The sequence below is a fragment of the Neobacillus niacini genome (assembly GCF_048572935.1).
In the GTDB taxonomy this organism is placed as follows: domain Bacteria; phylum Bacillota; class Bacilli; order Bacillales; family Cytobacillaceae; genus Neobacillus; species Neobacillus niacini.
In genome coordinates this window covers 712280-736946 of sequence record NZ_CP183883.1, presented here as the reverse complement: position 1 = coordinate 736946, position 24667 = coordinate 712280, and the positions used below count along the sequence as shown (strand labels likewise).

The 24667-nt window shown below is 40.2% G+C and carries 31 protein-coding genes; all 31 read left to right on the top strand.

Features of this window, described 5'->3' with window-relative positions; translation table 11 throughout:
• Positions 1–18: 18 nt before the first annotated feature.
• Positions 19–381, top strand: a complete 363-nt coding sequence (gene rplL, locus ACN6MT_RS03460) for a 50S ribosomal protein L7/L12 (protein WP_034676050.1) — start codon at positions 19–21, stop codon at positions 379–381.
• Between the two features lie 140 nt (positions 382–521).
• Positions 522–1121, top strand: a complete 600-nt coding sequence (locus tag ACN6MT_RS03455; protein WP_419954797.1) for a class I SAM-dependent methyltransferase — start codon at positions 522–524, stop codon at positions 1119–1121.
• A 260-nt stretch (positions 1122–1381) separates the two neighbouring features.
• Entirely contained in the window at positions 1382–4942 is a 3561-nt protein-coding gene (gene rpoB / locus ACN6MT_RS03450; RefSeq protein ID WP_034676054.1) for a DNA-directed RNA polymerase subunit beta, read from the top strand.
• A gap of 67 nt (positions 4943–5009) precedes the next feature.
• Entirely contained in the window at positions 5010–8609 is a 3600-nt protein-coding gene (rpoC, locus tag ACN6MT_RS03445) for a DNA-directed RNA polymerase subunit beta' (RefSeq protein ID WP_419954796.1), read from the top strand.
• Positions 8610–8764: 155 nt separating this feature from the next.
• Positions 8765–9013 carry a 50S ribosomal protein L7ae-like protein gene (locus tag ACN6MT_RS03440; RefSeq protein ID WP_419954795.1) on the top strand — a complete coding sequence of 83 codons (249 nt, stop codon included), beginning with the start codon at positions 8765–8767 and terminating at the stop codon, positions 9011–9013.
• A 104-nt stretch (positions 9014–9117) separates the two neighbouring features.
• On the top strand, positions 9118–9540 hold the full coding sequence (gene rpsL / locus ACN6MT_RS03435; protein ID WP_034676061.1) for a 30S ribosomal protein S12: 423 nt from the start codon (positions 9118–9120) through the stop codon (positions 9538–9540).
• 41 nt (positions 9541–9581) lie between these two features.
• Positions 9582–10052 (top strand): 30S ribosomal protein S7, encoded by a 471-nt coding sequence (rpsG, locus tag ACN6MT_RS03430; protein ID WP_034676063.1) that lies wholly within the window; start codon positions 9582–9584, stop codon positions 10050–10052.
• Between the two features lie 47 nt (positions 10053–10099).
• Positions 10100–12181, top strand: a complete 2082-nt coding sequence (gene fusA, locus ACN6MT_RS03425) for an elongation factor G (protein WP_419954794.1) — start codon at positions 10100–10102, stop codon at positions 12179–12181.
• Positions 12182–12307: 126 nt separating this feature from the next.
• Complete coding sequence (gene tuf, locus ACN6MT_RS03420) at positions 12308–13495, top strand: elongation factor Tu (protein WP_034676069.1); 1188 nt, start codon at positions 12308–12310, stop codon at positions 13493–13495.
• A 698-nt stretch (positions 13496–14193) separates the two neighbouring features.
• Positions 14194–14502, top strand: a complete 309-nt coding sequence (rpsJ, locus tag ACN6MT_RS03415) for a 30S ribosomal protein S10 (protein ID WP_034676072.1) — start codon at positions 14194–14196, stop codon at positions 14500–14502.
• 40 nt (positions 14503–14542) lie between these two features.
• Positions 14543–15169: a 50S ribosomal protein L3 gene (rplC, locus tag ACN6MT_RS03410; protein ID WP_034676075.1), complete on the top strand. Its 627-nt coding sequence runs from the start codon at positions 14543–14545 to the stop codon at positions 15167–15169.
• A gap of 29 nt (positions 15170–15198) precedes the next feature.
• Positions 15199–15822 carry a 50S ribosomal protein L4 gene (gene rplD / locus ACN6MT_RS03405; protein WP_419954793.1) on the top strand — a complete coding sequence of 208 codons (624 nt, stop codon included), beginning with the start codon at positions 15199–15201 and terminating at the stop codon, positions 15820–15822.
• Positions 15822–16106, top strand: coding sequence for a 50S ribosomal protein L23 (gene rplW, locus ACN6MT_RS03400; protein WP_034676080.1), 285 nt, complete (start codon positions 15822–15824; stop codon positions 16104–16106). The genes rplD and rplW overlap by 1 nt, the downstream gene beginning before the upstream one ends.
• Before the next feature lie 30 nt (positions 16107–16136).
• A complete protein-coding gene (gene rplB, locus ACN6MT_RS03395; RefSeq protein ID WP_034676082.1) occupies positions 16137–16967 on the top strand; it encodes a 50S ribosomal protein L2 in 831 nt (276 codons plus the stop codon).
• Positions 16968–17027: 60 nt separating this feature from the next.
• Positions 17028–17306, top strand: a complete 279-nt coding sequence (gene rpsS, locus ACN6MT_RS03390) for a 30S ribosomal protein S19 (protein ID WP_026574091.1) — start codon at positions 17028–17030, stop codon at positions 17304–17306.
• A gap of 17 nt (positions 17307–17323) precedes the next feature.
• On the top strand, positions 17324–17665 hold the full coding sequence (gene rplV, locus ACN6MT_RS03385; protein WP_034676086.1) for a 50S ribosomal protein L22: 342 nt from the start codon (positions 17324–17326) through the stop codon (positions 17663–17665).
• A 3-nt stretch (positions 17666–17668) separates the two neighbouring features.
• Positions 17669–18325, top strand: a complete 657-nt coding sequence (rpsC, locus tag ACN6MT_RS03380) for a 30S ribosomal protein S3 (RefSeq protein ID WP_034676088.1) — start codon at positions 17669–17671, stop codon at positions 18323–18325.
• A gap of 1 nt (position 18326) precedes the next feature.
• Positions 18327–18761 (top strand): 50S ribosomal protein L16, encoded by a 435-nt coding sequence (gene rplP, locus ACN6MT_RS03375; protein ID WP_034676090.1) that lies wholly within the window; start codon positions 18327–18329, stop codon positions 18759–18761.
• A complete protein-coding gene (gene rpmC / locus ACN6MT_RS03370; protein ID WP_034676094.1) occupies positions 18751–18951 on the top strand; it encodes a 50S ribosomal protein L29 in 201 nt (66 codons plus the stop codon). Before rplP ends, rpmC begins: the two co-directional genes overlap by 11 nt.
• A gap of 22 nt (positions 18952–18973) precedes the next feature.
• On the top strand, positions 18974–19237 hold the full coding sequence (gene rpsQ / locus ACN6MT_RS03365) for a 30S ribosomal protein S17 (RefSeq protein WP_034676097.1): 264 nt from the start codon (positions 18974–18976) through the stop codon (positions 19235–19237).
• A gap of 41 nt (positions 19238–19278) precedes the next feature.
• Positions 19279–19647, top strand: a complete 369-nt coding sequence (rplN, locus tag ACN6MT_RS03360) for a 50S ribosomal protein L14 (protein ID WP_034676100.1) — start codon at positions 19279–19281, stop codon at positions 19645–19647.
• A gap of 32 nt (positions 19648–19679) precedes the next feature.
• A complete protein-coding gene (gene rplX / locus ACN6MT_RS03355) occupies positions 19680–19988 on the top strand; it encodes a 50S ribosomal protein L24 (RefSeq protein WP_034676103.1) in 309 nt (102 codons plus the stop codon).
• Between the two features lie 28 nt (positions 19989–20016).
• Positions 20017–20556, top strand: a complete 540-nt coding sequence (gene rplE, locus ACN6MT_RS03350; RefSeq protein ID WP_034676105.1) for a 50S ribosomal protein L5 — start codon at positions 20017–20019, stop codon at positions 20554–20556.
• 24 nt (positions 20557–20580) lie between these two features.
• Positions 20581–20766, top strand: a complete 186-nt coding sequence (locus ACN6MT_RS03345) for a type Z 30S ribosomal protein S14 (RefSeq protein ID WP_034676107.1) — start codon at positions 20581–20583, stop codon at positions 20764–20766.
• 29 nt (positions 20767–20795) lie between these two features.
• Positions 20796–21194 carry a 30S ribosomal protein S8 gene (gene rpsH, locus ACN6MT_RS03340; protein ID WP_034676109.1) on the top strand — a complete coding sequence of 133 codons (399 nt, stop codon included), beginning with the start codon at positions 20796–20798 and terminating at the stop codon, positions 21192–21194.
• A 31-nt stretch (positions 21195–21225) separates the two neighbouring features.
• Positions 21226–21762: a 50S ribosomal protein L6 gene (gene rplF / locus ACN6MT_RS03335; RefSeq protein WP_034676111.1), complete on the top strand. Its 537-nt coding sequence runs from the start codon at positions 21226–21228 to the stop codon at positions 21760–21762.
• A 32-nt stretch (positions 21763–21794) separates the two neighbouring features.
• Positions 21795–22157, top strand: coding sequence for a 50S ribosomal protein L18 (gene rplR / locus ACN6MT_RS03330; protein WP_034676115.1), 363 nt, complete (start codon positions 21795–21797; stop codon positions 22155–22157).
• A 25-nt stretch (positions 22158–22182) separates the two neighbouring features.
• On the top strand, positions 22183–22683 hold the full coding sequence (gene rpsE / locus ACN6MT_RS03325; RefSeq protein ID WP_082799596.1) for a 30S ribosomal protein S5: 501 nt from the start codon (positions 22183–22185) through the stop codon (positions 22681–22683).
• A gap of 13 nt (positions 22684–22696) precedes the next feature.
• Positions 22697–22879, top strand: coding sequence for a 50S ribosomal protein L30 (gene rpmD / locus ACN6MT_RS03320; RefSeq protein ID WP_034676120.1), 183 nt, complete (start codon positions 22697–22699; stop codon positions 22877–22879).
• A 33-nt stretch (positions 22880–22912) separates the two neighbouring features.
• Complete coding sequence (gene rplO / locus ACN6MT_RS03315) at positions 22913–23353, top strand: 50S ribosomal protein L15 (protein ID WP_335415972.1); 441 nt, start codon at positions 22913–22915, stop codon at positions 23351–23353.
• Entirely contained in the window at positions 23353–24651 is a 1299-nt protein-coding gene (gene secY / locus ACN6MT_RS03310) for a preprotein translocase subunit SecY (RefSeq protein WP_419954792.1), read from the top strand. The genes rplO and secY overlap by 1 nt, the downstream gene beginning before the upstream one ends.
• Positions 24652–24667 lie beyond the last annotated feature (16 nt).

Genomic DNA, 24667 nt, shown 5'->3' with positions numbered 1-24667 from the left:
CTAAGGAGGAAAATTAAAATGACTAAAGAACAAATCATTGAAGCAGTTAAATCTATGACTGTTTTAGAACTTAACGATCTAGTAAAAGCAATCGAAGAAGAATTCGGTGTAACTGCTGCTGCTCCTGTAGCAATGGTTGGCGGAGCTGGTGCTGCTGCTGTTGAAGAGCAAACTGAATTTGATGTAATCCTTGCTAGCGCTGGAGATCAAAAAATCAAGGTTATCAAAGTTGTACGTGAAATCACAGGTCTTGGTCTTAAAGAAGCAAAAGATCTTGTTGACAACACTCCAAAGCCTGTTAAAGAAGGCGTATCTAAAGAAGAAGCTGAAGAACTTAAAGCTAAGCTTGCTGAAGTTGGAGCTAACGTTGAAGTTAAGTAATAACCTTATAGAAAAGCTCGCTGTATAAGCGGGCTTTTTTTCGATATCGTAAAAGCGGAAGTGCTTTGGCGCTGCAGCTAGATATTTAATTTTTTCCTCGGGTAACCTCATTAATCAACACTCCTCAGGAGGTGAGCTTATTGTCTGAACATTACTATTCTCGCACCCAAAAAGTCGAAAGTGATCCGAAGTTTTGGGACTTTACCTTAAGGAATCAGTTATTTCGCTTTAAAACGGATAATGGAGTATTTTCAAAGAAGGAAGTAGATTTTGGTTCTCGTTTATTAATAGAAGCATTTGAATTACCAAGTGTAGAAGGACCTGTTCTAGATGTAGGCTGCGGTTATGGTCCCATTGGTCTTTCGATTGCAAAAAATTTTCCGGATCGCACAGTACATATGATTGATGTGAACGTACGGGCAATTGAACTGGCTAAGGCTAATGCTGGGCAAAATTCGGTACACAATGTTGATATTTACGAAAGTGATACTTTAATCAATGTAAAGGGATACGAATTTGCAGCTATCTTAACAAATCCTCCAATCAGGGCGGGAAAAAAGACGGTACATGATATCTTCGAACAAAGTCATGAACATTTAGTCACCCGCGGCGAGCTTTGGGTTGTTATTCAAAAGAAGCAAGGAGCACCTTCGGCGATTGAAAAATTAAATCAATTATTTACCACAGTAGAGACTGTTGACAAGTCTAAAGGTTATTTTATCATTAAAGCGGTAAAATAGTTGACTTCAAAATGTCACGTATGGTAGCATTATAAAATGCCATCATAATAATTTCCGATTTATTCCTGTAAATACTTATTTTTATGGTATAAAAATGAATTAAGACGGAAATGATGACAAAATAATAGTCAAAATGTGAAAATGTGGTTTTTAAGAAATAAAAACCCTTTTTCTTTTTTTGTCTGATGGGGGATTTCTTATCCTTACATAAGACCAAAATATATGCATTATAAAAACGCTTGATTTGAGGGGTGAATCAGTTGACAGGTCAACTAGTTCAGTATGGACGACACCGCCAACGAAGAAGTTACGCACGAATCAGTGAAGTTTTAGAATTACCAAATCTTATTGAAATCCAAACCTCTTCATATCAATGGTTTCTTGATGAGGGATTGCGTGAAATGTTCCAGGATATTTCACCGATTGAAGACTTTACTGGTAACCTATCACTTGAATTTATTGATTACAGCCTTGGCGAACCTAAGTATTCTGTTGCGGAATCGAAAGAGCGGGACGTTACATATTCTGCACCATTGCGTGTGAAAGTACGTCTTGTAAACAAAGAAACAGGCGAAGTAAAAGATCAGGATGTTTTTATGGGTGATTTCCCACTTATGACTGAAACGGGTACGTTTGTCATCAATGGGGCAGAACGTGTTATCGTTTCCCAGTTAGTACGTTCTCCGAGCGTATACTTTAGTGGAAAACTTGATAAAAATGGGAAAAAAGGATTTACGGCTACTGTAATTCCGAACCGCGGCGCTTGGCTGGAATATGAAACTGACGCCAAAGATGTCGTATATGTGAGGATAGATCGTACTCGGAAACTGCCCGTTACGGTTCTTTTGCGTGCACTTGGCTTCGGCTCTGATCAAGAAATTATTGAATTGATTGGAGATAATGAGTACATTCGAAATACTCTTGAAAAGGACAACACTGAGGGAGTAGAAAAAGCGCTTTTAGAAATTTATGAGCGCCTGCGTCCAGGTGAACCTCCAACTGTAGATAACGCAAAGAGCTTATTGGTATCAAGATTCTTTGATCCAAAGAGATATGATTTAGCCAATGTAGGCCGTTATAAAATTAACAAAAAGCTTCATATTAAAAATCGTTTATTTAACCAGCGCTTGGCTGAATCTCTTGTTGATCCTGAGACAGGTGAAATTATTGCAGAAAAAGGTACAGTTCTAGACCGTAGAAACCTTGATCGGATTATTCCTGCTCTCGAAAAGGATATTAACTTCAAGGGCTTTAATCCTGTTGGCGGTGTAGTAGAGGAAGAAATTATTCTTCAAGGCATTAAAATCTATGCACCAAATGACGATGGTGAAAAAGTAATCAATGTGTTGGGCAATGCTTACGTTGCTGAACCTATTAAAAATATAACACCAGCTGATATCATTGCGTCAATCAGTTATTTCTTTAACTTATTGCATGGTGTAGGCGATACTGACGATATTGACCATTTAGGAAACAGACGTCTTCGTTCTGTTGGAGAATTGCTGCAAAATCAATTCCGTATTGGTTTGTCTCGTATGGAACGTGTTGTTCGTGAAAGAATGTCTATTCAAGATACTGCTACCATCACGCCACAGCAGTTAATTAACATTCGTCCAGTTATTGCGTCAATAAAAGAGTTCTTCGGAAGCTCACAGTTATCGCAGTTCATGGATCAAACGAACCCGCTTGCAGAATTAACACATAAGCGTCGTTTATCTGCATTAGGACCTGGTGGTTTAACACGTGAACGCGCAGGATTTGAAGTGCGTGACGTTCACTATTCCCACTATGGCCGTATGTGTCCGATTGAAACGCCAGAGGGACCAAACATTGGTTTGATCAACTCACTATCATCATTTGCAAAGGTTAATCGTTTTGGTTTCATTGAAACTCCATATCGTCGAATTGATCCTGATACTGGAAAAGTTACAGGCCGAATCGATTACTTAACGGCAGATGAAGAGGATAACTATGTTGTAGCACAGGCGAACTCTCGTCTTAGCGATGACGGTACTTTCATTGATGAGGACGTTGTTGCCCGTTTCCGTGGAGAAAACACAGTTGTAAAACGCGACCGTATTGATTATATGGATGTATCTCCTAAACAGGTAGTTTCTGCAGCGACAGCTTGTATTCCGTTCTTAGAAAATGATGACTCGAACCGTGCCTTGATGGGAGCGAACATGCAGCGTCAAGCCGTGCCGTTATTACAGCCGGAAGCACCAAGAGTTGGAACAGGTATGGAATATGTTTCTGGGAAAGACTCCGGAGCAGCCGTTATCTGTAAGCATGAAGGAATCGTTGAGCATGTGGAGGCCCGTGAGGTTTGGGTGCGCCGTATTAATACAGTCGATGGTCAAGAAGTTAAAGGTGACCTTGATAAATATAAAATGTTGAAATTCATCCGTTCTAATCAGGGAACTTGTTATAATCAACGACCAATTGTTGCTGTGGGTGACCACGTGACAAAAGGTGAGATTTTAGCAGACGGTCCTTCTATGGAACTTGGAGAATTAGCTCTAGGCCGTAACGTTTTAGTTGCATTCGTAAACTGGGATGGCTACAACTATGAAGATGCGATCATTATGAGCGAACGTCTTGTAAAAGATGATGTTTATACTTCTATTCATATTGAAGAATATGAGTCAGAATCTCGTGATACAAAGCTTGGACCAGAAGAAATTACACGTGACATTCCGAATGTAGGGGAAGATGCCCTTCGTAATTTAGATGAGCGTGGAATTATCCGTACTGGTGCGGAAGTAAAAGATGGTGACTTACTGGTTGGTAAAGTAACTCCTAAAGGTGTTACAGAACTTACTGCAGAAGAACGGCTTTTACATGCAATCTTCGGAGAAAAAGCACGTGAAGTGCGCGATACTTCTCTAAGAGTTCCACATGGCGGCGGCGGTATTGTCCTTGATGTTAAAGTCTTTAATCGCGAAGACGGCGATGAACTGCCACCAGGTGTAAATCAACTTGTACGTGTTTATATTGTTCAGAAGCGTAAGATTCACGAAGGAGATAAAATGGCAGGACGTCATGGTAATAAAGGGGTTATCTCTCGTATATTACCAGAGGAAGATATGCCATATTTACCAGATGGTACTCCAGTTGATATTATGTTGAATCCGTTAGGGGTTCCTTCTCGTATGAATATCGGTCAGGTGCTTGAGCTTCACTTAGGTATGGCTGCTAGAGCCCTTGGAATTCATGTTGCTTCACCAGTATTCGACGGTGCCCGTGAAGAAGATGTTTGGGGAACGATTGAAGAAGCTGGAATGGCGAATGATGCTAAAACGGTTCTATATGATGGACGTACAGGTGAGCCTTTTGATAATCGTGTGTCTGTCGGTGTCATGTATATGATTAAACTTGCGCACATGGTTGATGATAAGCTTCATGCTCGTTCAACTGGACCATACTCACTTGTTACGCAGCAGCCACTTGGCGGTAAAGCGCAATTTGGTGGTCAGCGCTTCGGTGAGATGGAGGTTTGGGCACTTGAAGCATACGGTGCCGCGTATACTCTACAAGAAATTCTGACAGTAAAATCAGATGACGTTGTGGGTCGTGTGAAAACATATGAAGCCATTGTAAAAGGTGAAAATGTGCCGGAACCAGGTGTTCCTGAATCATTCAAAGTATTAATTAAAGAACTTCAGAGTCTTGGTATGGATGTAAAAATCCTATCTGGAGATGAAAAAGAAATTGAAATGCGTGATATGGAAGATGAAGATGACTTACAACAAGTCGATACACTAAACATTGTTCCAGAAACAGCAGCATTTGAATCTGAAAAGGTTGGTTCCAAGGAATAAGACTTAGCTGAAGCACCTAAGTGTGCTTCAGCTAATGATTGTCTAGATAGAAAGGGAGGTAGGCCCCTTGCTGGATGTTAATAATTTTGAGTATATGAAGATTGGTCTGGCATCACCGGATAAAATCCGTTCTTGGTCTTTTGGAGAAGTAAAGAAGCCAGAAACGATTAACTATCGTACATTGAAACCTGAAAAAGATGGTTTATTCTGTGAAAGAATTTTTGGTCCTACAAAGGACTGGGAATGTCACTGCGGTAAATATAAGCGTGTCCGTTACAAAGGTGTTGTATGTGATCGATGCGGTGTTGAAGTAACACGTGCTAAAGTTCGTCGTGAACGTATGGGGCATATTGAGCTAGCTGCTCCTGTTTCTCATATTTGGTATTTTAAAGGCATCCCTAGCCGTATGGGACTAGTATTAGATATGTCTCCTAGGGCATTAGAAGAAATTATTTACTTTGCTTCTTATGTTGTAACAGAATCAGGCGATACTGCTCTTGATAAGAAACAACTTTTATCAGAAAAGGAATATCGTGCATACCGTGAAAAGTACGGCAATAAATTCCAAGCAGCCATGGGTGCGGAAGCGATTAAAAAACTTCTTTCTGATATCGACTTAAATAAAGAGGTTGACGCATTAAAAGAAGAGTTAAAATCAGCTCAAGGCCAGCGTCGTACTCGTGCGATCAAACGCCTTGAAGTGTTGGAAGCATTCCGTAACTCTGGAAATGAGCCATCATGGATGATTCTTGATGTTCTTCCTGTTATTCCTCCGGAGCTTCGTCCAATGGTACAGTTGGATGGAGGAAGATTCGCGACATCCGATTTAAACGATTTATACCGTCGAGTAATTAACCGTAATAATCGTCTAAAACGTTTGTTGGATCTTGGTGCTCCAAGTATTATCGTTCAAAACGAAAAGCGTATGCTTCAAGAAGCAGTAGACGCATTAATTGATAATGGCCGCCGTGGTCGTCCGGTAACGGGTCCAGGTAACCGTCCATTAAAGTCACTTTCCCATATGTTAAAAGGGAAACAAGGGCGTTTCCGTCAAAACTTACTTGGTAAACGTGTTGACTATTCTGGTCGTTCCGTTATCGTTGTTGGTCCTAACTTAAAGATGTACCAATGTGGTCTTCCGAAAGAAATGGCTCTTGAATTATTTAAGCCATTTGTTATGAAGGAACTTGTAGAAAAAGGCTTAGCCCATAATATTAAATCTGCAAAACGTAAGATTGAAAGAGTATCTCCTGAAGTATGGGATGTACTTGAAGATGTTATTCGTGAGCACCCAGTTTTATTAAACCGTGCCCCAACACTTCATAGACTTGGAATTCAGGCATTTGAACCTACACTTGTTGAAGGAAGAGCGATTCGCCTTCACCCTCTTGTATGTACTGCGTACAATGCGGACTTTGACGGTGACCAAATGGCTGTTCACGTTCCACTTTCATCTGAAGCACAAGCAGAAGCTAGACTATTAATGCTTGCAGCTCAAAATATCTTGAACCCTAAAGATGGTAAGCCAGTTGTAACACCTTCTCAGGATATGGTACTAGGTAACTATTACTTAACTCTTGAAAGAGAAGACGCTGTCGGAGAGGGTATGATCTTTAAAGATACGAACGAGGCATTAGTTGCTTATCAAAATGGCTATGTTCATCTGCACACTCGTGTTGCAGTCCATGCTGGTTCGCTAGGAAATGAAACCTTAACAGAAGAACAGAATAATAAGCTGCTTATTACGACTGTAGGTAAACTTATTTTTAATGAAATTCTTCCAAAGTCATTCCCTTATATCAATGAACCAACGAGACAAAACTTAGAGGTGGAAACACCTGCAAAGTACTTTGTTGAAAAAGGTGAAGATGTTCCAGCTAGAATTAAAGAAATGCCAATAGTAGACCCGTTCAAAAAGAAAATCCTTGGAAATATCATTGCAGAAGTATTTAAACGATTCAAAATTACTGAAACGTCTAAAATGCTAGACCGTATGAAGGACTTAGGATTTAAATATTCTACAAAAGCAGGTATTACTGTCGGTGTCGCTGATATCGTGGTATTACCGGAAAAACAAGAAATTCTTCATGAGGCACAAAGCAAGGTTGATAACGTTATGAAGCAGTTCCGTCGTGGATTAATTACGGAAGACGAACGTTATGATCGTGTTATTGCTATATGGAGTGCGGCGAAGGATAACATTCAAGGAAAACTGATGAAATCGTTAAATAAAACGAATCCAATTTTCATGATGAGTGATTCCGGTGCCCGTGGTAACGCATCTAACTTTACTCAGCTTGCTGGTATGCGTGGTTTGATGGCCAACCCGGCTGGACGTATCATCGAATTACCAATTAAATCAAGTTTCCGTGAAGGTCTGACAGTATTAGAGTACTTTATCTCTACACACGGTGCGCGTAAAGGTCTTGCTGATACAGCATTAAAAACTGCTGACTCTGGTTACTTAACACGTCGTCTTGTTGACGTTGCGCAAGATGTCATTGTCCGTGAAGATGATTGTGGTACTGATCGTGGTTTGTTAATTCGTTCCTTAAAAGATGGTACGGAGGTTATCGAAGGTTTAGATGAACGTTTAATTGGCCGTTATGCTCGAAACCCAATTAGACATCCAGAAACAAAAGAAGTGTTAGTTCCTGAAAATGGACTTATCACCGAGGATCTAGCAGAAACAATTGTTGGTGCTGGAATCGAAGAAGTGAAGATTCGCTCTGCGTTTACATGTAATACCCGTCATGGTGTATGTAAGAAGTGTTATGGACGTAACTTGGCAACAGGTCAAGAAGTTGAAGTTGGGGAAGCAGTTGGTATTATTGCAGCCCAATCAATTGGTGAACCTGGTACACAGTTAACCATGCGTACATTCCATACAGGTGGTGTAGCAGGAGACGATATTACCCAAGGTTTACCGCGTATTCAAGAAATTTTTGAAGCTCGTAATCCTAAAGGTCAAGCGGTTATTTCTGAAATTGACGGTGTGGTTGTTGGTATTAATGAAGGACGTGATCGTCAGCATGAGATTATTGTTCAAGGTGAAATTGAATCACGTACGTATAATGCTCCATATACAGCACGTCTAAAAGTTGCAGTTAATGATCAAATTGCTCGTGGTCAGGAATTAACAGAAGGTTCAATTGACCCTAAAGAGTTAATTAAAGTAAAAGATGTTACTGCTGTTCAAGAATACTTACTCCGCGAAGTTCAAAAGGTATACCGTATGCAGGGTGTTGAAATTGGCGATAAGCACGTAGAAGTAATGGTTCGTCAGATGATGCGTAAGGTTCGCGTAAGTGATGCGGGTGAAACAGATGTACTTCCTGGTACACTATTAGATATTCACCAATTCACAGATGCAAACGAAAAAGCATTGTTAGCAGGTAAGTTACCAGCTACTGGACGTCCTGTATTACTGGGAATTACGAAAGCGTCACTTGAAACTGACTCATTCCTGTCTGCTGCATCATTCCAAGAAACTACAAGAGTTCTTACAGATGCTGCAATTAAAGGTAAACGTGATGAATTACTCGGCTTAAAAGAAAATGTTATCATCGGTAAGCTAGTTCCTGCGGGAACAGGTATGCAGCGTTATCGCAAAGCAGAACCTGTTTTAAGGGATACAACCTCCGAAGAAACAGTTGCAATTGATTAAAAGTTAAAATGTGCGGTGCCCGCTTAAAATGCGAGTACCGCATTTTAAAGATAGGTTATTCATAAAAAGTTGAAAGTTTTGTTGACATCTATTTTTTAAGATGGTATTATATCAAAGGTGCTCCTATTCACCTGATACTTTGGAGGATATGATAAATGTCTTATGAAAAAGTATTACAGGCAACTAAGATTGTTATAGGAACTAAACAAACAGTTAAAGTACTACAGGGTGGAACCGCAAGTGAGTTGATCATTGCAAGTGACGCTGAAACGAAAGTTACAGCAGCAGTAGTGAAACTAGCTCAAGAATTGAACATCCCAATCATCTATGTTGACTCGATGAAAAAACTCGGGAAAGCATGTGGAATAGAAGTTGGTGCTTCAACTGTCGTAATTATCCGTTAAAAACTGTTTTTGTAGATAGAAGATCTGCAAGGACTTTGTTTTTTGCACAAAAATGAACCACCTGGATGTGTGGGTCTACAAATAATGAAGGGAGGAAAAGTAACATGCCTACTATTAACCAATTAGTGCGCAAGCCTCGTCAATCTAAAGAGGAAAAGTCAAAATCACCTGCGCTTAACAAAGGTTACAACAGCTTCAAAAAATCACAAACAAATGTAACTTCACCACAAAAACGCGGAGTATGTACTCGTGTTGGTACAATGACTCCAAAGAAACCGAACTCAGCGTTACGTAAATATGCACGTGTACGTTTGACAAACGGTATTGAGGTGACTGCATACATTCCTGGTATTGGCCACAACCTTCAAGAGCACAGTGTTGTTCTTATTCGTGGAGGACGTGTAAAAGACTTACCGGGGGTACGTTATCACATCGTACGTGGTGCTCTTGATACGGCTGGAGTTAACAACCGTATGCAAGGTCGTTCTAAATATGGTACTAAGAGACCAAAAGCAGCTAAGAAATAAAACAGTTTAAATAGAAAGCTTGTTTGAAAGGAGGAAATTAAATGCCACGTAAAGGTCCTGTAGCAAAAAGAGACGTGTTACCAGATCCACTTTACAATTCTAAATTAGTTACTCGTCTAATCAACAAAATGATGGTTGACGGTAAAAGAGGTAAATCACAAGAAATTCTTTACTCTGCATTTGAAACAATCCGTGAACGCTCTGGCAAAGAGCCAATGGAAATTTTCGAAGCAGCAATGAAGAATATCATGCCAGTACTTGAGGTAAGAGCACGCCGAGTAGGTGGAGCAAACTACCAAGTACCAGTTGAGGTACGTCCTGATCGTCGTACAACTCTTGGTCTTCGTTGGTTAGTAAACTATGCGCGTCTTCGCGGTGAAAAGACAATGGAAGAGCGTTTAGCAAACGAAATCATGGATGCAGCTAACAACACTGGTGCATCTGTTAAGAAGCGTGAAGATACACACAAAATGGCAGAAGCAAACAAAGCGTTTGCTCACTATCGTTGGTAGGATTACCTTTAATATAAAAACTTCTATACTAGGAAGGAGAAAGACCCATGGCAAGAGAGTTCTCCTTAGTAAATACTCGTAATATCGGCATCATGGCACACATCGATGCCGGTAAAACGACGACCACTGAGCGTGTCCTTTATTACACTGGTAAAATTCATAAAATCGGTGAAACACATGAAGGTGCTTCTCAGATGGACTGGATGGAGCAAGAGCAAGAACGCGGAATCACAATCACATCCGCAGCAACAACTGCATCGTGGAAAGGCCATCGCGTAAACATCATTGATACTCCAGGACACGTAGACTTCACAGTTGAAGTTGAACGTTCCCTTCGTGTTCTTGATGGTGCGGTAGCTGTACTTGATGCGCAATCTGGTGTTGAACCTCAAACTGAAACTGTTTGGCGTCAAGCAACAACTTACGGCGTACCACGTGTAGTATTTGTAAACAAAATGGACAAAATCGGTGCAGACTTCTTGTATTCTGTAAAGACATTACATGATCGTTTGCAAGCGAATGCCCACCCAATTCAGTTACCAATCGGTGCGGAAGATCAGTTCTCTGCAATCATTGACCTTGTAGAAATGAAAGCTGTTTTCTACAGTAATGACTTAGGAACTGATATTGAAGTAGGAGAAATTCCTGAAGATTACCGTGAATTAGCTGAAGAATGGCGTGAAAAGTTAGTTGAAGCTGTAGCAGAATTAGATGAAGAGTTAATGGAAAAATACCTTGGCGGTGAAGAAATCACCATCGAAGAACTTAAAGCTGGTATTCGTAAAGGTACTGTTAATGTAGAATTCTATCCTGTTATTTGTGGATCTGCTTTCAAAAACAAAGGTGTTCAATTAATGTTAGATGCAGTAATCGATTACCTTCCATCTCCAGTAGATGTTCCTGCGATTAAAGGACATGCAGTGGATGATGAAGAAGAATTAGTAGAACGTCATTCAAGTGATGAAGAGCCTTTCTCAGCTCTTGCGTTTAAAGTTATGACTGACCCTTATGTTGGTAAATTAACGTTCTTCCGCGTTTACTCTGGTACATTAGAGTCTGGATCATATGTTCAAAACTCTACTAAAGGCAAGCGTGAACGTATCGGACGTATTCTGCAAATGCATGCAAACAGCCGTCAAGAAATCTCAAAGGTTTTTGCTGGTGACATTGCTGCAGCTGTAGGTCTGAAAGATACTACTACTGGTGATACTTTATGTGATGACAAAAACCCTGTTATCCTAGAGTCTATGCAGTTCCCAGAGCCAGTAATCCAACTTTCTGTTGAACCTAAGTCTAAAGCTGACCAAGATAAAATGACAACTGCACTACAAAAACTTCAAGAAGAAGATCCAACATTCCGTGCGCACACTGACCAGGAAACTGGACAAGTTATCATCGCTGGTATGGGTGAACTTCACCTTGATATTATTGTAGACCGTATGCGTCGTGAATTTAAGGTTGAAGCTAACGTAGGTGCTCCACAGGTTGCTTACCGTGAAACATTCCGTGCTTCTGCACAAGTTGAAGGTAAGTTTGCACGTCAATCCGGTGGACGCGGACAATATGGACACGTTTGGATCGAGTTCTCACCTAACGAAGAAGGTAAAGGATTCGAATTTGAAAACGGTATTGTCGGTGGTGTTGTTCCTCGTGAATACATCCCTGCTGTTCAAGCTGGTCTTGAAGATGCATTAGATCGTGGTGTTCTTGCTGGATATCCACTAGTTGATATTAAAGCAAGATTGTTTGATGGATCTTACCATGATGTTGACTCCTCTGAAATGGCATTTAAAATCGCTGCTTCAATGGCACTTAAAAACGCGGCATCAAAGTGTAAACCTGTAATCCTAGAGCCTATGATGAGGGTTGAAGTTGTAATCCCTGAAGAGTATCTAGGTGACATTATGGGTCAAATCACTGCACGTCGTGGACGTGTTGAGGGTATGGAAGCTCGTGGTAATGCACAAGTAGTTCGTTCTCAGGTTCCACTTTCAGAAATGTTTGGTTATGCAACTGCACTTCGTTCAAGTACACAAGGTCGTGGAGTATTCTCTATGCACTTTGATCACTATGAAGAAGTACCAAAATCAGTTTCTGAAGAAATTATCAAAAAAAATAAAGGTGAATAATTGATTTTCACCTTTTAATAAAGTATAACTACTTATGTAACAATGGAAACTGTGAAATTGGAATAACCTATTTACAGTTTCCATCTAATATACTTAACTTTTTTAAATTAAAGGAGGATTTTCCTAATGGGTAAAGCTAAATTCGACCGCTCTAAGCCACACGTTAACATTGGTACAATTGGTCACGTTGACCACGGTAAAACAACTTTAACAGCTGCAATCACTTCTGTTCTTGCTAAATCTGGTAAAGCAGAAGCTCGTGCATATGATCAAATCGATGGTGCTCCAGAAGAAAAAGAGCGTGGAATCACAATCTCTACTGCGCACGTTGAGTATGAAACTGACAACCGTCACTATGCACACGTAGACTGCCCAGGACACGCTGACTATGTTAAAAACATGATCACTGGTGCTGCTCAAATGGACGGCGGTATCCTAGTTGTATCTGCAACTGATGGTCCAATGCCACAAACTCGTGAGCACATCCTTCTTTCTCGTCAGGTAGGCGTACCTTACCTTGTTGTATTCATGAACAAGTGTGATATGGTTGATGACGAAGAACTTCTTGAATTAGTAGAAATGGAAATTCGTGACCTATTATCTGAATACGATTTCCCTGGCGATGACACTCCAGTTATCAAAGGTTCTGCTCTTAAAGCTCTAGAAGGCGACGCAGCATGGGAAGAAAAAATCTTTGAACTAATGAACGCAGTTGATGAGTGGATTCCACAACCAACTCGTGACACAGATAAGCCTTTCATGATGCCAGTTGAGGATGTATTCTCAATCACTGGTCGTGGAACTGTTGCTACAGGACGTGTTGAGCGTGGTGTAGTTAAAGTTGGTGACGTAGTTGAAATCGTAGGTTTCACTGAAGAGCCAAAATCTACTACTGTAACTGGTGTAGAAATGTTCCGTAAGCTTCTTGACTTTGCTGAAGCTGGAGATAACATCGGTGCTCTTCTTCGTGGTGTAGCACGTGAAGAAATCGAGCGTGGACAAGTTTTGGCTAAGCCAAAATCAATCACTCCACACACAAAGTTTAAAGCACAAGTTTACGTTTTATCAAAAGAAGAAGGTGGACGTCACACTCCATTCTTCACTAACTACCGTCCACAATTCTATTTCCGTACTTCTGATATTACTGGTATTTGTAATCTTCCAGAAGGCGTAGAAATGGTTATGCCTGGTGACCACATTGAAATGACTGTTGAGCTTATCGCTCCAGTTGCTATCGAAGAAGGAACTAAGTTCTCAATTCGTGAAGGTGGCCGTACAGTAGGTTCAGGTTCAATCACAACTATCACTGAATAATTTAATTATCAGTTATATGGGAAGCAGCTGGGTGACGATCCAGCTGCTTTTTATATTTTAGCTATTTAAAGGTTGTTAACAATTTATAAGAAATCATATTAGACGGAGTAAATCCGTTAAATTTGTAATTATTATAAAAAATAGCTTAAATAAACGGAGAGATTCCGCCTATTGACCTGAAAAGTGTGAATTTGAAAAATATTTGTTTGGATAACCGGAAAATCTCCCATTATTTGCCCAGAAACCAGTTCCAATGTGAATTTAACCGGAAAGTCTCCGCTTCGTAATATAAGGTCAGCTAGATATTTCTGGTTAACCATTTTTTATTTAACTTTCGATAGGTTCTGGAGATCAAATAAACAGCCTATAAATTAATCGAGTTTCTTCTATTAATAGATAGAAAGAACTTTCAAACAATAAAGCGATTTTAAAGGTTATTTCTGGAGAATGATATTATCTATTGAAATTACATAAACAGGTCGCTATAATAATAAAAGTGTGCTAAACGTAACAAAAAAGATTTTATAAAAAAATGTTGCGTTTGCCTAATCTATTATGTATAATAGACAATGTTGGTCTTTGACTGCGATGATGTGAAAGGTTGCTGACACACCCGGCCGCTTTGCCATGGCGAGTGTGTGGGAAATTTTCACTGAGAATGTCTATTTTTAAAATAGGCGAATAAAGGAGGGAAAATAATGGCAAAACAAAAGATTCGTATCCGTTTAAAAGCTTATGATCACAGAATTCTTGATCAGTCTGCAGAAAAAATCGTTGAAACAGCAAAGCGTTCAGGTGCAGCCGTTTCTGGTCCGATTCCACTACCGACTGAGAAATCAATCTACACGATCCTTCGTGCGGTGCATAAGTACAAAGATTCTCGTGAGCAGTTCGAAATGAGAACTCATAAGCGTCTAATCGACATCGTTAACCCAACTCCACAAACAGTTGATGCGTTAATGCGTTTAGACTTACCATCTGGTGTTGATATTGAAATTAAACTTTAGTAATAATAAATAACCAAATTTTATAGGAGGTGTGACTTAAATGACCAAAGGAATCTTAGGAAGAAAGATTGGTATGACTCAAGTATTTGCAGAAAACGGCAACTTAATTCCAGTAACTGTAGTTGAAGCTGCTCAGAACGTAGTTCTTCAAAAGAAATCAGTTGATAGCGACGGTTATGAAGCTATTCAAGTTGGTTTTGAAGACAAACGCGAAAAGCTTTCCAACAAACCAGAAAAAGGACATGTTGCTAAAGCAAACACTACTCCTAAGCGCTTCGTTCGCGAATTCCGCGGATTAGACGTAACAGGATATGAAGTTGGTCAAGAAGTCAAAGTTGATATTTTCGCTGCTGGCGATGTTGTAGATGTAACAGGAATCTCAAAGGGTAAAGGTTTCCAAGGCGTTATCAAACGTCACGGACAATCACGCGGCCCAATGGCTCACGGTTCACGTTATCACCGTCGTCCTGGTTCAATGGGACCTGTAGCTCCAAACCGTGTATTTAAAGGTAAATTATTACCTGGACGTATGGGTGGAGAGCAAGTTACTGTACAAAACCTTGAAATCGTAAAGGTAGATGTTGAGCGTAACTTGTTATTAATCAAGGGTAACGTTCCTGGACCTAAAAAAGCGTTATTAAAGATTAAAAGTGCGGTAAAAGCGTAATATCTTCATAAGAAAGGAGGAACAAAAGAATGCCTAAAGTTTCATTATTTAACCAAAACGGATCTCAAGTTGGTGAAATCGAACTTAATGAATCAGTATTTGGTATCGAACCTAACCAACACGTATTGTTTGAAGCGATTGTTATGCAAAGAGCTTCTTTACGTCAAGGAACTCATAAAGTAAAAGTTCGTTCTGAAGTACGCGGCGGTGGACGTAAACCATGGCGTCAAAAAGGAACTGGTCGTGCTCGTCAAGGGTCAATCCGTTCTCCACAATGGCGCGGAGGTGGTACTGTATTTGGTCCAACACCACGCAGCTACAGCTACAAATTACCTAAGAAGGTACGTCGCTTAGCGATTAAATCAGCATTATCTTCTAAAGTATTAGAAGAAAACATTTTAGTATTAGAAAGCCTAGCTTTCGACGCACCAAAAACAAAAGAATTCAAAACAGTATTAGGTGGCCTTTCTGTTGAGAAGAAAGCTCTTATCGTAACTGCTGACCTAGATGAGAACGTAGCATTGTCTGCTCGTAACATCCCTGGTGTAACAGTTGTAACTGCTGACGGAATCAATGTTCTTGATGTTGTAAATCATGATAAATTAATCATGACGAAAGCTGCAGTTGAAAAAGTAGAGGAGGTGCTTGCATAATGGATGCACGCGATATCATTAAGCGCCCCGTTATCACTGAACGTTCTACTGACCTAATGGCTGAAAAGAAATATACGTTTGAAGTTGATGTGAGAGCTAACAAAACTCAAGTTAAAGATGCGATCGTTGAGATCTTTGGCGTTGAAGTAGAAAAAGTTAACATCATGAACTATAAAGGTAAATTCAAGCGCATGGGTAAATTCGGTGGTTACACAAACAAACGTCGTAAAGCAATTGTAAAATTAACTGCTGATAGCAAAGAAATTGAATTCTTTGAAGCTTAATAAAAACTAACAAGAAGAGGAGGGAATAAAATGGCGATTAAAAAGTACAAACCTACCTCTAATGGTCGTCGCGGTATGACAGTATCTGATTTCGCAGAAATCACTACTAGCACACCAGAAAAATCTCTATTAGCACCTTTAAAGAGAAAAGGCGGCCGTAATAACCAAGGTAAGTTAACTGTTCGTCATCAAGGTGGCGGCCATAAGCGTTCATACCGTATCATTGACTTTAAACGTAACAAAGATGGCATTCCTGGACGCGTTGCCACTATCGAGTACGATCCAAACCGTTCCGCAAATATTGCACTAATCAATTATGTAGATGGTGAAAAGCGTTATATCCTAGCTCCAAAAAACCTAGTAGTAGGTATGGAAGTAATGTCTGGCCCAGAGGCTGATATTAAAGTAGGTAATGCATTACCATTAGCAAACATTCCTGTTGGTACAGTAGTACACAACATCGAATTAAAACCTGGTAAGGGTGGACAATTAGTTCGTTCTGCTGGTACTTCAGCACAGGTTCTTGGTAAAGAAGGTAAATACGTACTTGTACGTTTAAATTCTGGTGAGGTTCGTATGATTCTTGCTGAGTGCCGTGCAACAATCGGTCAAGTAGGAAATGAGCAACACGAACTTATCAACATTGGTAAAGCAGGACGCTCACGCTGGTTAGGCAAACGCCCAACAGTTCGTGGATCTGTTATGAACCCTAACGATCACCCACACGGTGGTGGTGAAGGACGTTCACCAATCGGACGTAAATCACCAATGTCTCCATGGGGTAAACCAACTCTTGGATTCAAAACTCGTAAGAAGAAAAATAAATCCGACAAGTTTATTGTACGTCGTCGTAAAAAATAACGGGGTTGAACTACGGTTCAAAGAACGAGCCGTAGAACAATCACGAAGGGAGGTTCATCCATGGGTCGCAGCCTTAAAAAAGGACCATTTGTTGATGATCATTTAATGGTTAAGATCGAAAAGTTAAATGAAACTGAAGGTAAGCAAGTTGTTAAAACTTGGTCACGTCGTTCTACGATCTTCCCACAATTTATCGGCCACACTATCGCAGTTTATGATGGTCGCAAACATGTGCCTGTATATGTTACTGAAGACATGGTAGGACACAAGCTTGGAGAGTTTGCTCCAACTCGTGCTTACAAAGGCCATGGTAATGATGATAAGAAAACCAGACGTTAAGAGAGGAGGGCATCCAAATGCAAGCTAAAGCTGTTGCAAGAACAGTTCGTATTGCTCCTCGTAAAGCACGTTTAGTCGTAGATTTAATTCGAGGAAAGCAAGTTGGTGAAGCGGTGTCGATTTTAAATCACACTCCAAAGTTTGCTTCTCCAATCGTGGAAAAAGTATTGAAATCTGCTATGGCAAATGCCGAGCATAATTATGAAATGGACGTTAATAGCTTGGTTGTAACTCAAGCTTTTGTAGATGAAGGACCAACGTTGAAACGTTTCCGTCCTCGCGCAATGGGCCGTGCAAGTCAGATTAACAAACGCACTAGCCACATCACAATCGTTCTATCAGAAAAGAAGGAGGGATAACCTGTGGGTCAAAAAGTAAATCCAGTCGGTTTGCGTATCGGAATCATTAAAGATTGGGAATCTAAATGGTACGCTGGTAAAGACTTCGCTGATCTTTTACACGAAGACCTTAAAATTCGTGAGTATATCACGAAGCGTTTGAAAGATGCTTCTGTTTCTAAAGTAGAAATCGAACGTGCGGCTAACCGTGTGAATGTAACAGTTCATACTGCTAAGCCTGGTATGGTTATCGGTAAAGGCGGTACTGAAGTTGAAGCACTTCGTAAAGCTTTAAATCAATTAACTGGCAAACGTGTTCACATCAACATTCTTGAAATTAAAAGAGCTGATCTTGATGCGAAATTAGTTGCTGAAAATATTGCTCGTCAATTAGAAAATCGTGTATCTTTCCGTCGTGCACAAAAGCAAGTTATTCAACGTGCTATGCGTGCAGGAGCTAAAGGTATCAAAACAATGGTATCAGGTCGTCTAGGCGGTGCAGATATTGCTCGTTCAGAACAATATAGCGAAGGAACTGTTCCACTTCATACTCTTCGTGCTGATATCGACTATGCTCATGCTGAAGCTGATACTACTTATGGTAAGCTTGGCGTAAAAGTATGGATCTATAAGGGAGAAGTCCTTCCTACTAAGAAGAAATCTGCGGAAGGAGGCAAATAATATGTTATTGCCAAAACGCGTTAAATATCGCCGTCAACACCGTGGGAAAATGCGTGGTAACGCAAAAGGTGGCACTGAAGTAACATTCGGTGAATTCGGCCTACAAGCTACTGAAGCTTCTTGGATCACTAACCGCCAAATCGAAGCTGCCCGTATTGCAATGACTCGTTACATGAAACGTGGCGGTAAAGTTTGGATTAAAATTTTCCCTCACAAGCCATATACTGCTAAACCTCTAGAAGTTCGGATGGGTTCCGGTAAAGGGGCACCTGAAGGCTGGGTAGCTGTTGTTAAACCTGGAAAAGTAATGTTTGAAATTGCTGGTGTTTCTGAAGAAGTAGCACGTGAAGCACTACGTCTTGCTATGCACAAACTTCCAGTTAAATGTAAGTTTGTAAAACGTGAAGAAATTGGTGGTGAATCAAATGAGAGCTAATGAAATTAAAGACCTTACCACTGCCGAAATTGAACAAAAAGTTAAATCTTTAAAAGAAGAGCTTTTCAACCTTCGCTTCCAATTAGCGACTGGTCAACTTGAAAATACAGCTCGCATTCGTGAAGTACGCAAAGCGATTGCTCGTATGAAAACTGTGATTCGTGAGAGAGAAATCAGCGTTAACAAGTAATAAATGAGAGGAGGTTCACAAAATGAGTGAACGTAATCAGCGCAAAGTTTACACTGGACGCGTGGTTTCTGACAAAATGGATAAAACCATTACTGTTTTAGTCGAAACTTACAAAAAGCATCCTCTTTACGGTAAACGCGTTAAATACTCTAAAAAGTTTAAAGCTCATGATGAGCAAAATGAAGCAAAAATCGGCGATATCGTACGTATCATGGAAACTCGTCCGCTTTCAGCTACTAAACGTTTCCGTTTAGTTGAAGTTACAGAAAAAGCAGTTATTATTTAATTGTTCGGATAAATGCTCTATTCCGAAGGGAGGTTACACACATGATTCAACAAGAATCACGTTTAAAAGTTGCTGATAACTCTGGTGCTCGTGAGGTACTTACCATTAAAGTTCTTGGTGGTTCAGGCCGTAAAACTGCGGGTATTGGTGATGTTATCGTATGTACAGTGAAACAAGCAACACCTGGTGGCGTTGTTAAAAAAGGTGACGTTGTTAAGGCTGTTATCGTTCGTACGAAAAGCGGTGCTCGTCGACCTGATGGATCATACATTCGTTTCGATGAAAACGCATGTGTAATTATCAAGGATGATAAGAGCCCACGTGGAACTCGTATCTTCGGACCAGTTGCTCGTGAACTTCGCGATAACAACTTTATGAAAATCGTATCCTTGGCTCCAGAAGTACTATAATATAAATATTGCCTTTAAGGAGGTGCTTACGAATGCATGTTAAAAAGGGTGACAAAGTAAGAGTTATCTCCGGTAAGGATAAAGGCAAAACAGGAGTAATCCTAGCAGCCTATCCTAAAGATAGCCGTGTACTAGTAGAAGGTGTAAACATCGTGAAAAAACACACTAAACCTTCTCAAGTGAATCCACAAGGCGGAATTATGAGCTTTGAGGCACCAATTCATGTATCAAACGTTATGCCTATCGACCCTAAGTCTGGTAACCCAACTCGTGTTGGTTTCACAACGGTTGATGGCAAAAAAGTACGCGTAGCAAAATCCGGTGAAGTATTAGATAAATAGTCTAAAATTTAGAAGGGAGGTACAATAAGTGAACCGCCTAAAAGAAAAGTTTGTAAAAGAAGTTACTCCTGCTCTTATGAGCAAGTTCAACTATAAATCAGTAATGCAAGTTCCTCAACTTGATAAAATTGTTATTAACATGGGTGTTGGTGACGCAGTAGCAAATGCTAAAGCTTTAGATAATGCTGTTGAAGAACTAGCAACAATTACAGGTCAAAAGCCTGTAGTAACTCGTGCTAAGAAATCAATCGCTGGCTTCCGTCTTCGTGAAGGTATGCCGATCGGTGCTAAAGTTACACTTCGCGGTGAGCGCATGTATCAATTCTTGGATAAATTAGTTTCTGTTTCTTTACCTCGTGTTCGTGACTTCCGTGGTGTTTCTAAGAAATCATTCGATGGTCGTGGTAACTACACTTTGGGTGTTAAAGAACAATTAATCTTCCCAGAAATTGATTACGATAAAGTAAGCAAGGTTCGTGGTATGGATATCGTTATCGTAACCACTGCTAACACTGATGAAGAAGCACGTGAACTGTTAACTCAATTTGGAATGCCGTTCCAAAAGTAATCGTTAAATAATGGAGGCGAAAACGTGGCTAAAAAGTCAATGATTGCGAAACAAAAGCGCACGCCTAAATATGCAGTACAAGAGTATACACGCTGCGAACGTTGTGGCCGTCCACACTCTGTATACCGTAAATTTAAGCTTTGTCGTATTTGTTTCCGCGAATTAGCGTACAAAGGACAAATTCCTGGTGTTAAAAAAGCCAGCTGGTAAAACCCAAGTCTGGGAAGGAGGTAAAAATAATGGTCATGACAGATCCAATTGCTGATATGCTTACTCGCATTCGTAATGCGAACATGGTGCGTCACGAAAAGTTAGAAGTACCTGCTTCTAATATTAAAAAAGAAATCGCTGAAATCTTAAAGCGCGAAGGTTTCGTTCGTGACGTCGAATTTATTGAAGACAATAAACAAGGTATCATCCGTATTTTCTTAAAGTACGGTTCAAATAACGAACGTGTTATCACAGGTCTTAAGCGCATAAGCAAGCCTGGACTTAGAGTTTACGCAAAATCTACTGAGGTGCCACGTGTCCTTAACGGTCTTGGTATCGCACTAGTATCAACTTCAAATGGTGTTATTACTGATAAAGAAGCTCGTGCAAAACAAGTGGGCGGAGAAGTATTAGCTTACGTTTGGTAATATAGTTTCTGAATGAATGGAGGTGCACTGAATGTCTCGCGTAGGAAAAAAACCTATTGAAATCCCTGCAGGAGTAACTGTTACTTTAAACAATAGTACTGTTACTGTAAAAGGACCAAAAGGCGAACTTACTCGCTCTTTTAATCCAGATATCGAAATTAAAATCGAAGAAAACCTTGTTACGATCACTCGTCCAACTGATGTGAAAGAACATCGCGCATTGCACGGAACAACTCGTGCGTTAATCGCGAACATGGTTGAAGGTGTTTCCAAGGGCTTCGAAAGAAAATTAGAATTAATCGGGGTTGGATACCGTGCTCAAAAGCAAGGTAACAAGCTTGTATTAAACGTTGGATATTCTCACCCAGTTGAGATTGAACCTGAAAGCGGTCTTGAAGTCGAAGTACCTGCTAATACAAAGATTACGATTAAAGGTACTGACAAAGAACGTGTTGGCGCATTAGCAGCCAATATTCGTCAAGTTCGTCCTCCAGAGCCTTATAAAGGCAAAGGAATTCGTTACGAAGGCGAATTTGTTCGTCGTAAAGAAGGTAAAACTGGTAAGTAATGCCGCATAGGTAAACGAAAGGAGTGACGTAAATGATTACGAAGCTTGACAAAAATGCTAGTCGCAAGAAGAGACATGCTCGTGTTCGTGCGAAACTTAGCGGTACTGCAGCTCGTCCACGTCTAAATGTGTTTCGTTCTAACAAGCATTTATATGCTCAATTAATCGATGACATGAGTGGAGTTACTTTAGCAAGTGCTTCTACTATTGAAAAAGATCTTAACCTTGAATCTACAAGCAATGTTGAAGCAGCTAAGTTGGTCGGAGAATTAGTCGCTAAACGTGCGGTAGAAAAAGGTATCACTGCTGTTGTATTCGACCGTGGAGGATACCTTTATCATGGACGTATCCAAGCACTAGCTGATGCAGCCCGTGAAAACGGATTACAATTTTAATAGACAAAGGAGGGACACATAAATGATACGTCGTATTGATCCAAACAAACTCGAACTAGAAGAACGCGTTGTAACGGTTAACCGTGTAGCGAAAGTTGTTAAGGGTGGTCGTCGTTTTCGCTTTACTGCTCTAGTAGTAGTTGGAGATAAAAACGGTCATGTTGGTTTCGGTACTGGTAAAGCTCAAGAAGTACCAGATGCGATTCGTAAAGCAATCGAAGATGCTAAGAAGAACTTAATCGAAGTACCAATGGTTGGAACTACTGTTCCTCACCAAGTTATTGGACGTTTTGGTGCTGGTGAAATTCTATTAAAGCCTGCATCTGAAGGTACAGGAGTTATCGCCGGCGGTCCAGTCCGTGCTGTTCTTGAATTAGGCGGGGTAGGAGATATCCTTTCTAAATCACTAGGAACTAACACTCCAATTAATATGGTACGTGCAACGATTGATGGTCTAAAACAATTAAAACGTGCTGAAGACGTAGCTAAGTTACGTGGTAAATCAGTAGAAGAACTGCTAGGATAAGGAGGGAAATAAAATGGCAAACAAACTATTAATTACCCTCAACCGCAGCGTAATTGGTCGTCCTGAAGACCAACGCGCGACAGTTACTGCTCTAGGTTTACGTAAATTAAATCAAACAGTTGAGCATCAAGATAATGCTGCCATCCGCGGTATGATTACAAAAGTTGCTCACCTTGTAACAGTTAAAGAACAATAATTGATTGTTTTTCTTTCATAAGGAGGTGCCAATATGAAACTTCATGAACTAAAACCTGCTGAGGGTTCTCGTAAAGAACGTAAACGTTTAGGACGCGGTATCGGTTCTGGTCAAGGTAAGACTGCTGGTAAAGGTCATAAAGGTCAAAATGCTCGTTCCGGCGGCGGTGTCCGTCTTGGATTCGAGGGTGGTCAAACACCTTTATTCCGTCGTTTACCAAAACGTGGTTTTACTAACATCAGCCGTAAAGAATTTGCGATTGTTAACCTTGATGTTCTTAATCAGTTTGAAGAGGGTACAGAAGTTACTCCAGAACTTCTAATTGAAACTGGTATAGTTAAGAATGAAAAGGCAGGAATCAAGATTCTTGCAAAAGGGAACGTAGAGAAAAAACTTACTGTTAAAGCTCATAAATTCTCCTCTACCGCCAAAGAAGCAATTGAAGCTGTAGGTGGAACTACTGAGGTGATCTAATGTTCCAGACAATCTCCAATTTTATGCGCGTGGCTGAAATTAGAAGAAAAATTATTTTTACTCTTTTAATGTTAATCGTATTTCGACTAGGCAGTTTTATTCCTGTTCCGAATGTAAATGCTGAAATTCTGGCAGCACAAGATAAACTAAGTGTTTTTGGGATCTTGAATACCTTTGGTGGTGGAGCGTTGCAAAACTTCTCCATCCTTGCTATGGGTATTATGCCTTATATCACTGCTTCCATTATTATTCAGCTTTTACAAATGGATGTAGTTCCGAAATTTACGGAATGGTCAAAGCAAGGGGATGCTGGTCGTCGGAAGTTAGCTCAGTTTACACGGTATTTCACAATTGTGCTTGGCTTTATTCAAGCTTTAGGTATGTCTTACGGCTTTAATAATATGGCAAGTGGACAATTGATTAAAAACCCTGGAATTGGTACTTATTTATTGATAGCAGTTGTTTTAACGGCTGGTACTGCATTTCTGATGTGGTTAGGAGAGCAAATTACTGAAAAGGGTGTTGGAAATGGTATTTCCATTATCATCTTTGCTGGTATCGTTGCAAGTATTCCTAATACAGTCAATCAGATTTATGTACAGCAGTTTGAAAATGCTGGTGAGCAATTATTCCTCCGTATTATTACGGTTCTTTTAATTCTCTTAGCGGTAATTGCGATTGTTGTAGGTACTATTTTCATTCAACAGGCAACAAGAAAAATTCCTATCCAGTATGCGAAACAAAGAGCGATTAATGGACGTAATGCAGGGGCACAACAATCCACTCATATGCCGTTAAAAGTTAATGCTGCTGGTGTAATCCCTGTAATCTTTGCAGTTTCCTTTATTGTAACTCCTAGAACCGTTGCTTCATTCTTTCCAACTAATGATGTAACCCTATGGATTACAAGAGTATTTGATTATTCCCACCCAATTGGAATGACTTTATATGCTGCACTGATTATCGCTTTTACGTATTTCTATGCCTTTATTCAGGTTAATCCTGAACAAGCAGCAGAAAATTTACAAAAACAAAGCGGTTATATACCAGGTATTAGACCTGGCAGGAGTACACAGGAATATTTAACACGGGTACTATATCGTTTAACATTTGTTGGTGCCCTATTCTTAACGGTAATTGCGATTCTTCCGATCATTTTTATCAATGTGGCGAATTTACCGCAATCAGCCCAAATTGGGGGAACAAGCTTGCTAATCGTAGTCGGTGTTGCACTTGACACGATGAAACAGCTTGAAGCGCAGCTAGTTAAACGTCATTATAAAGGTTTTATTAAATAAATGGTTTCGGGGACTT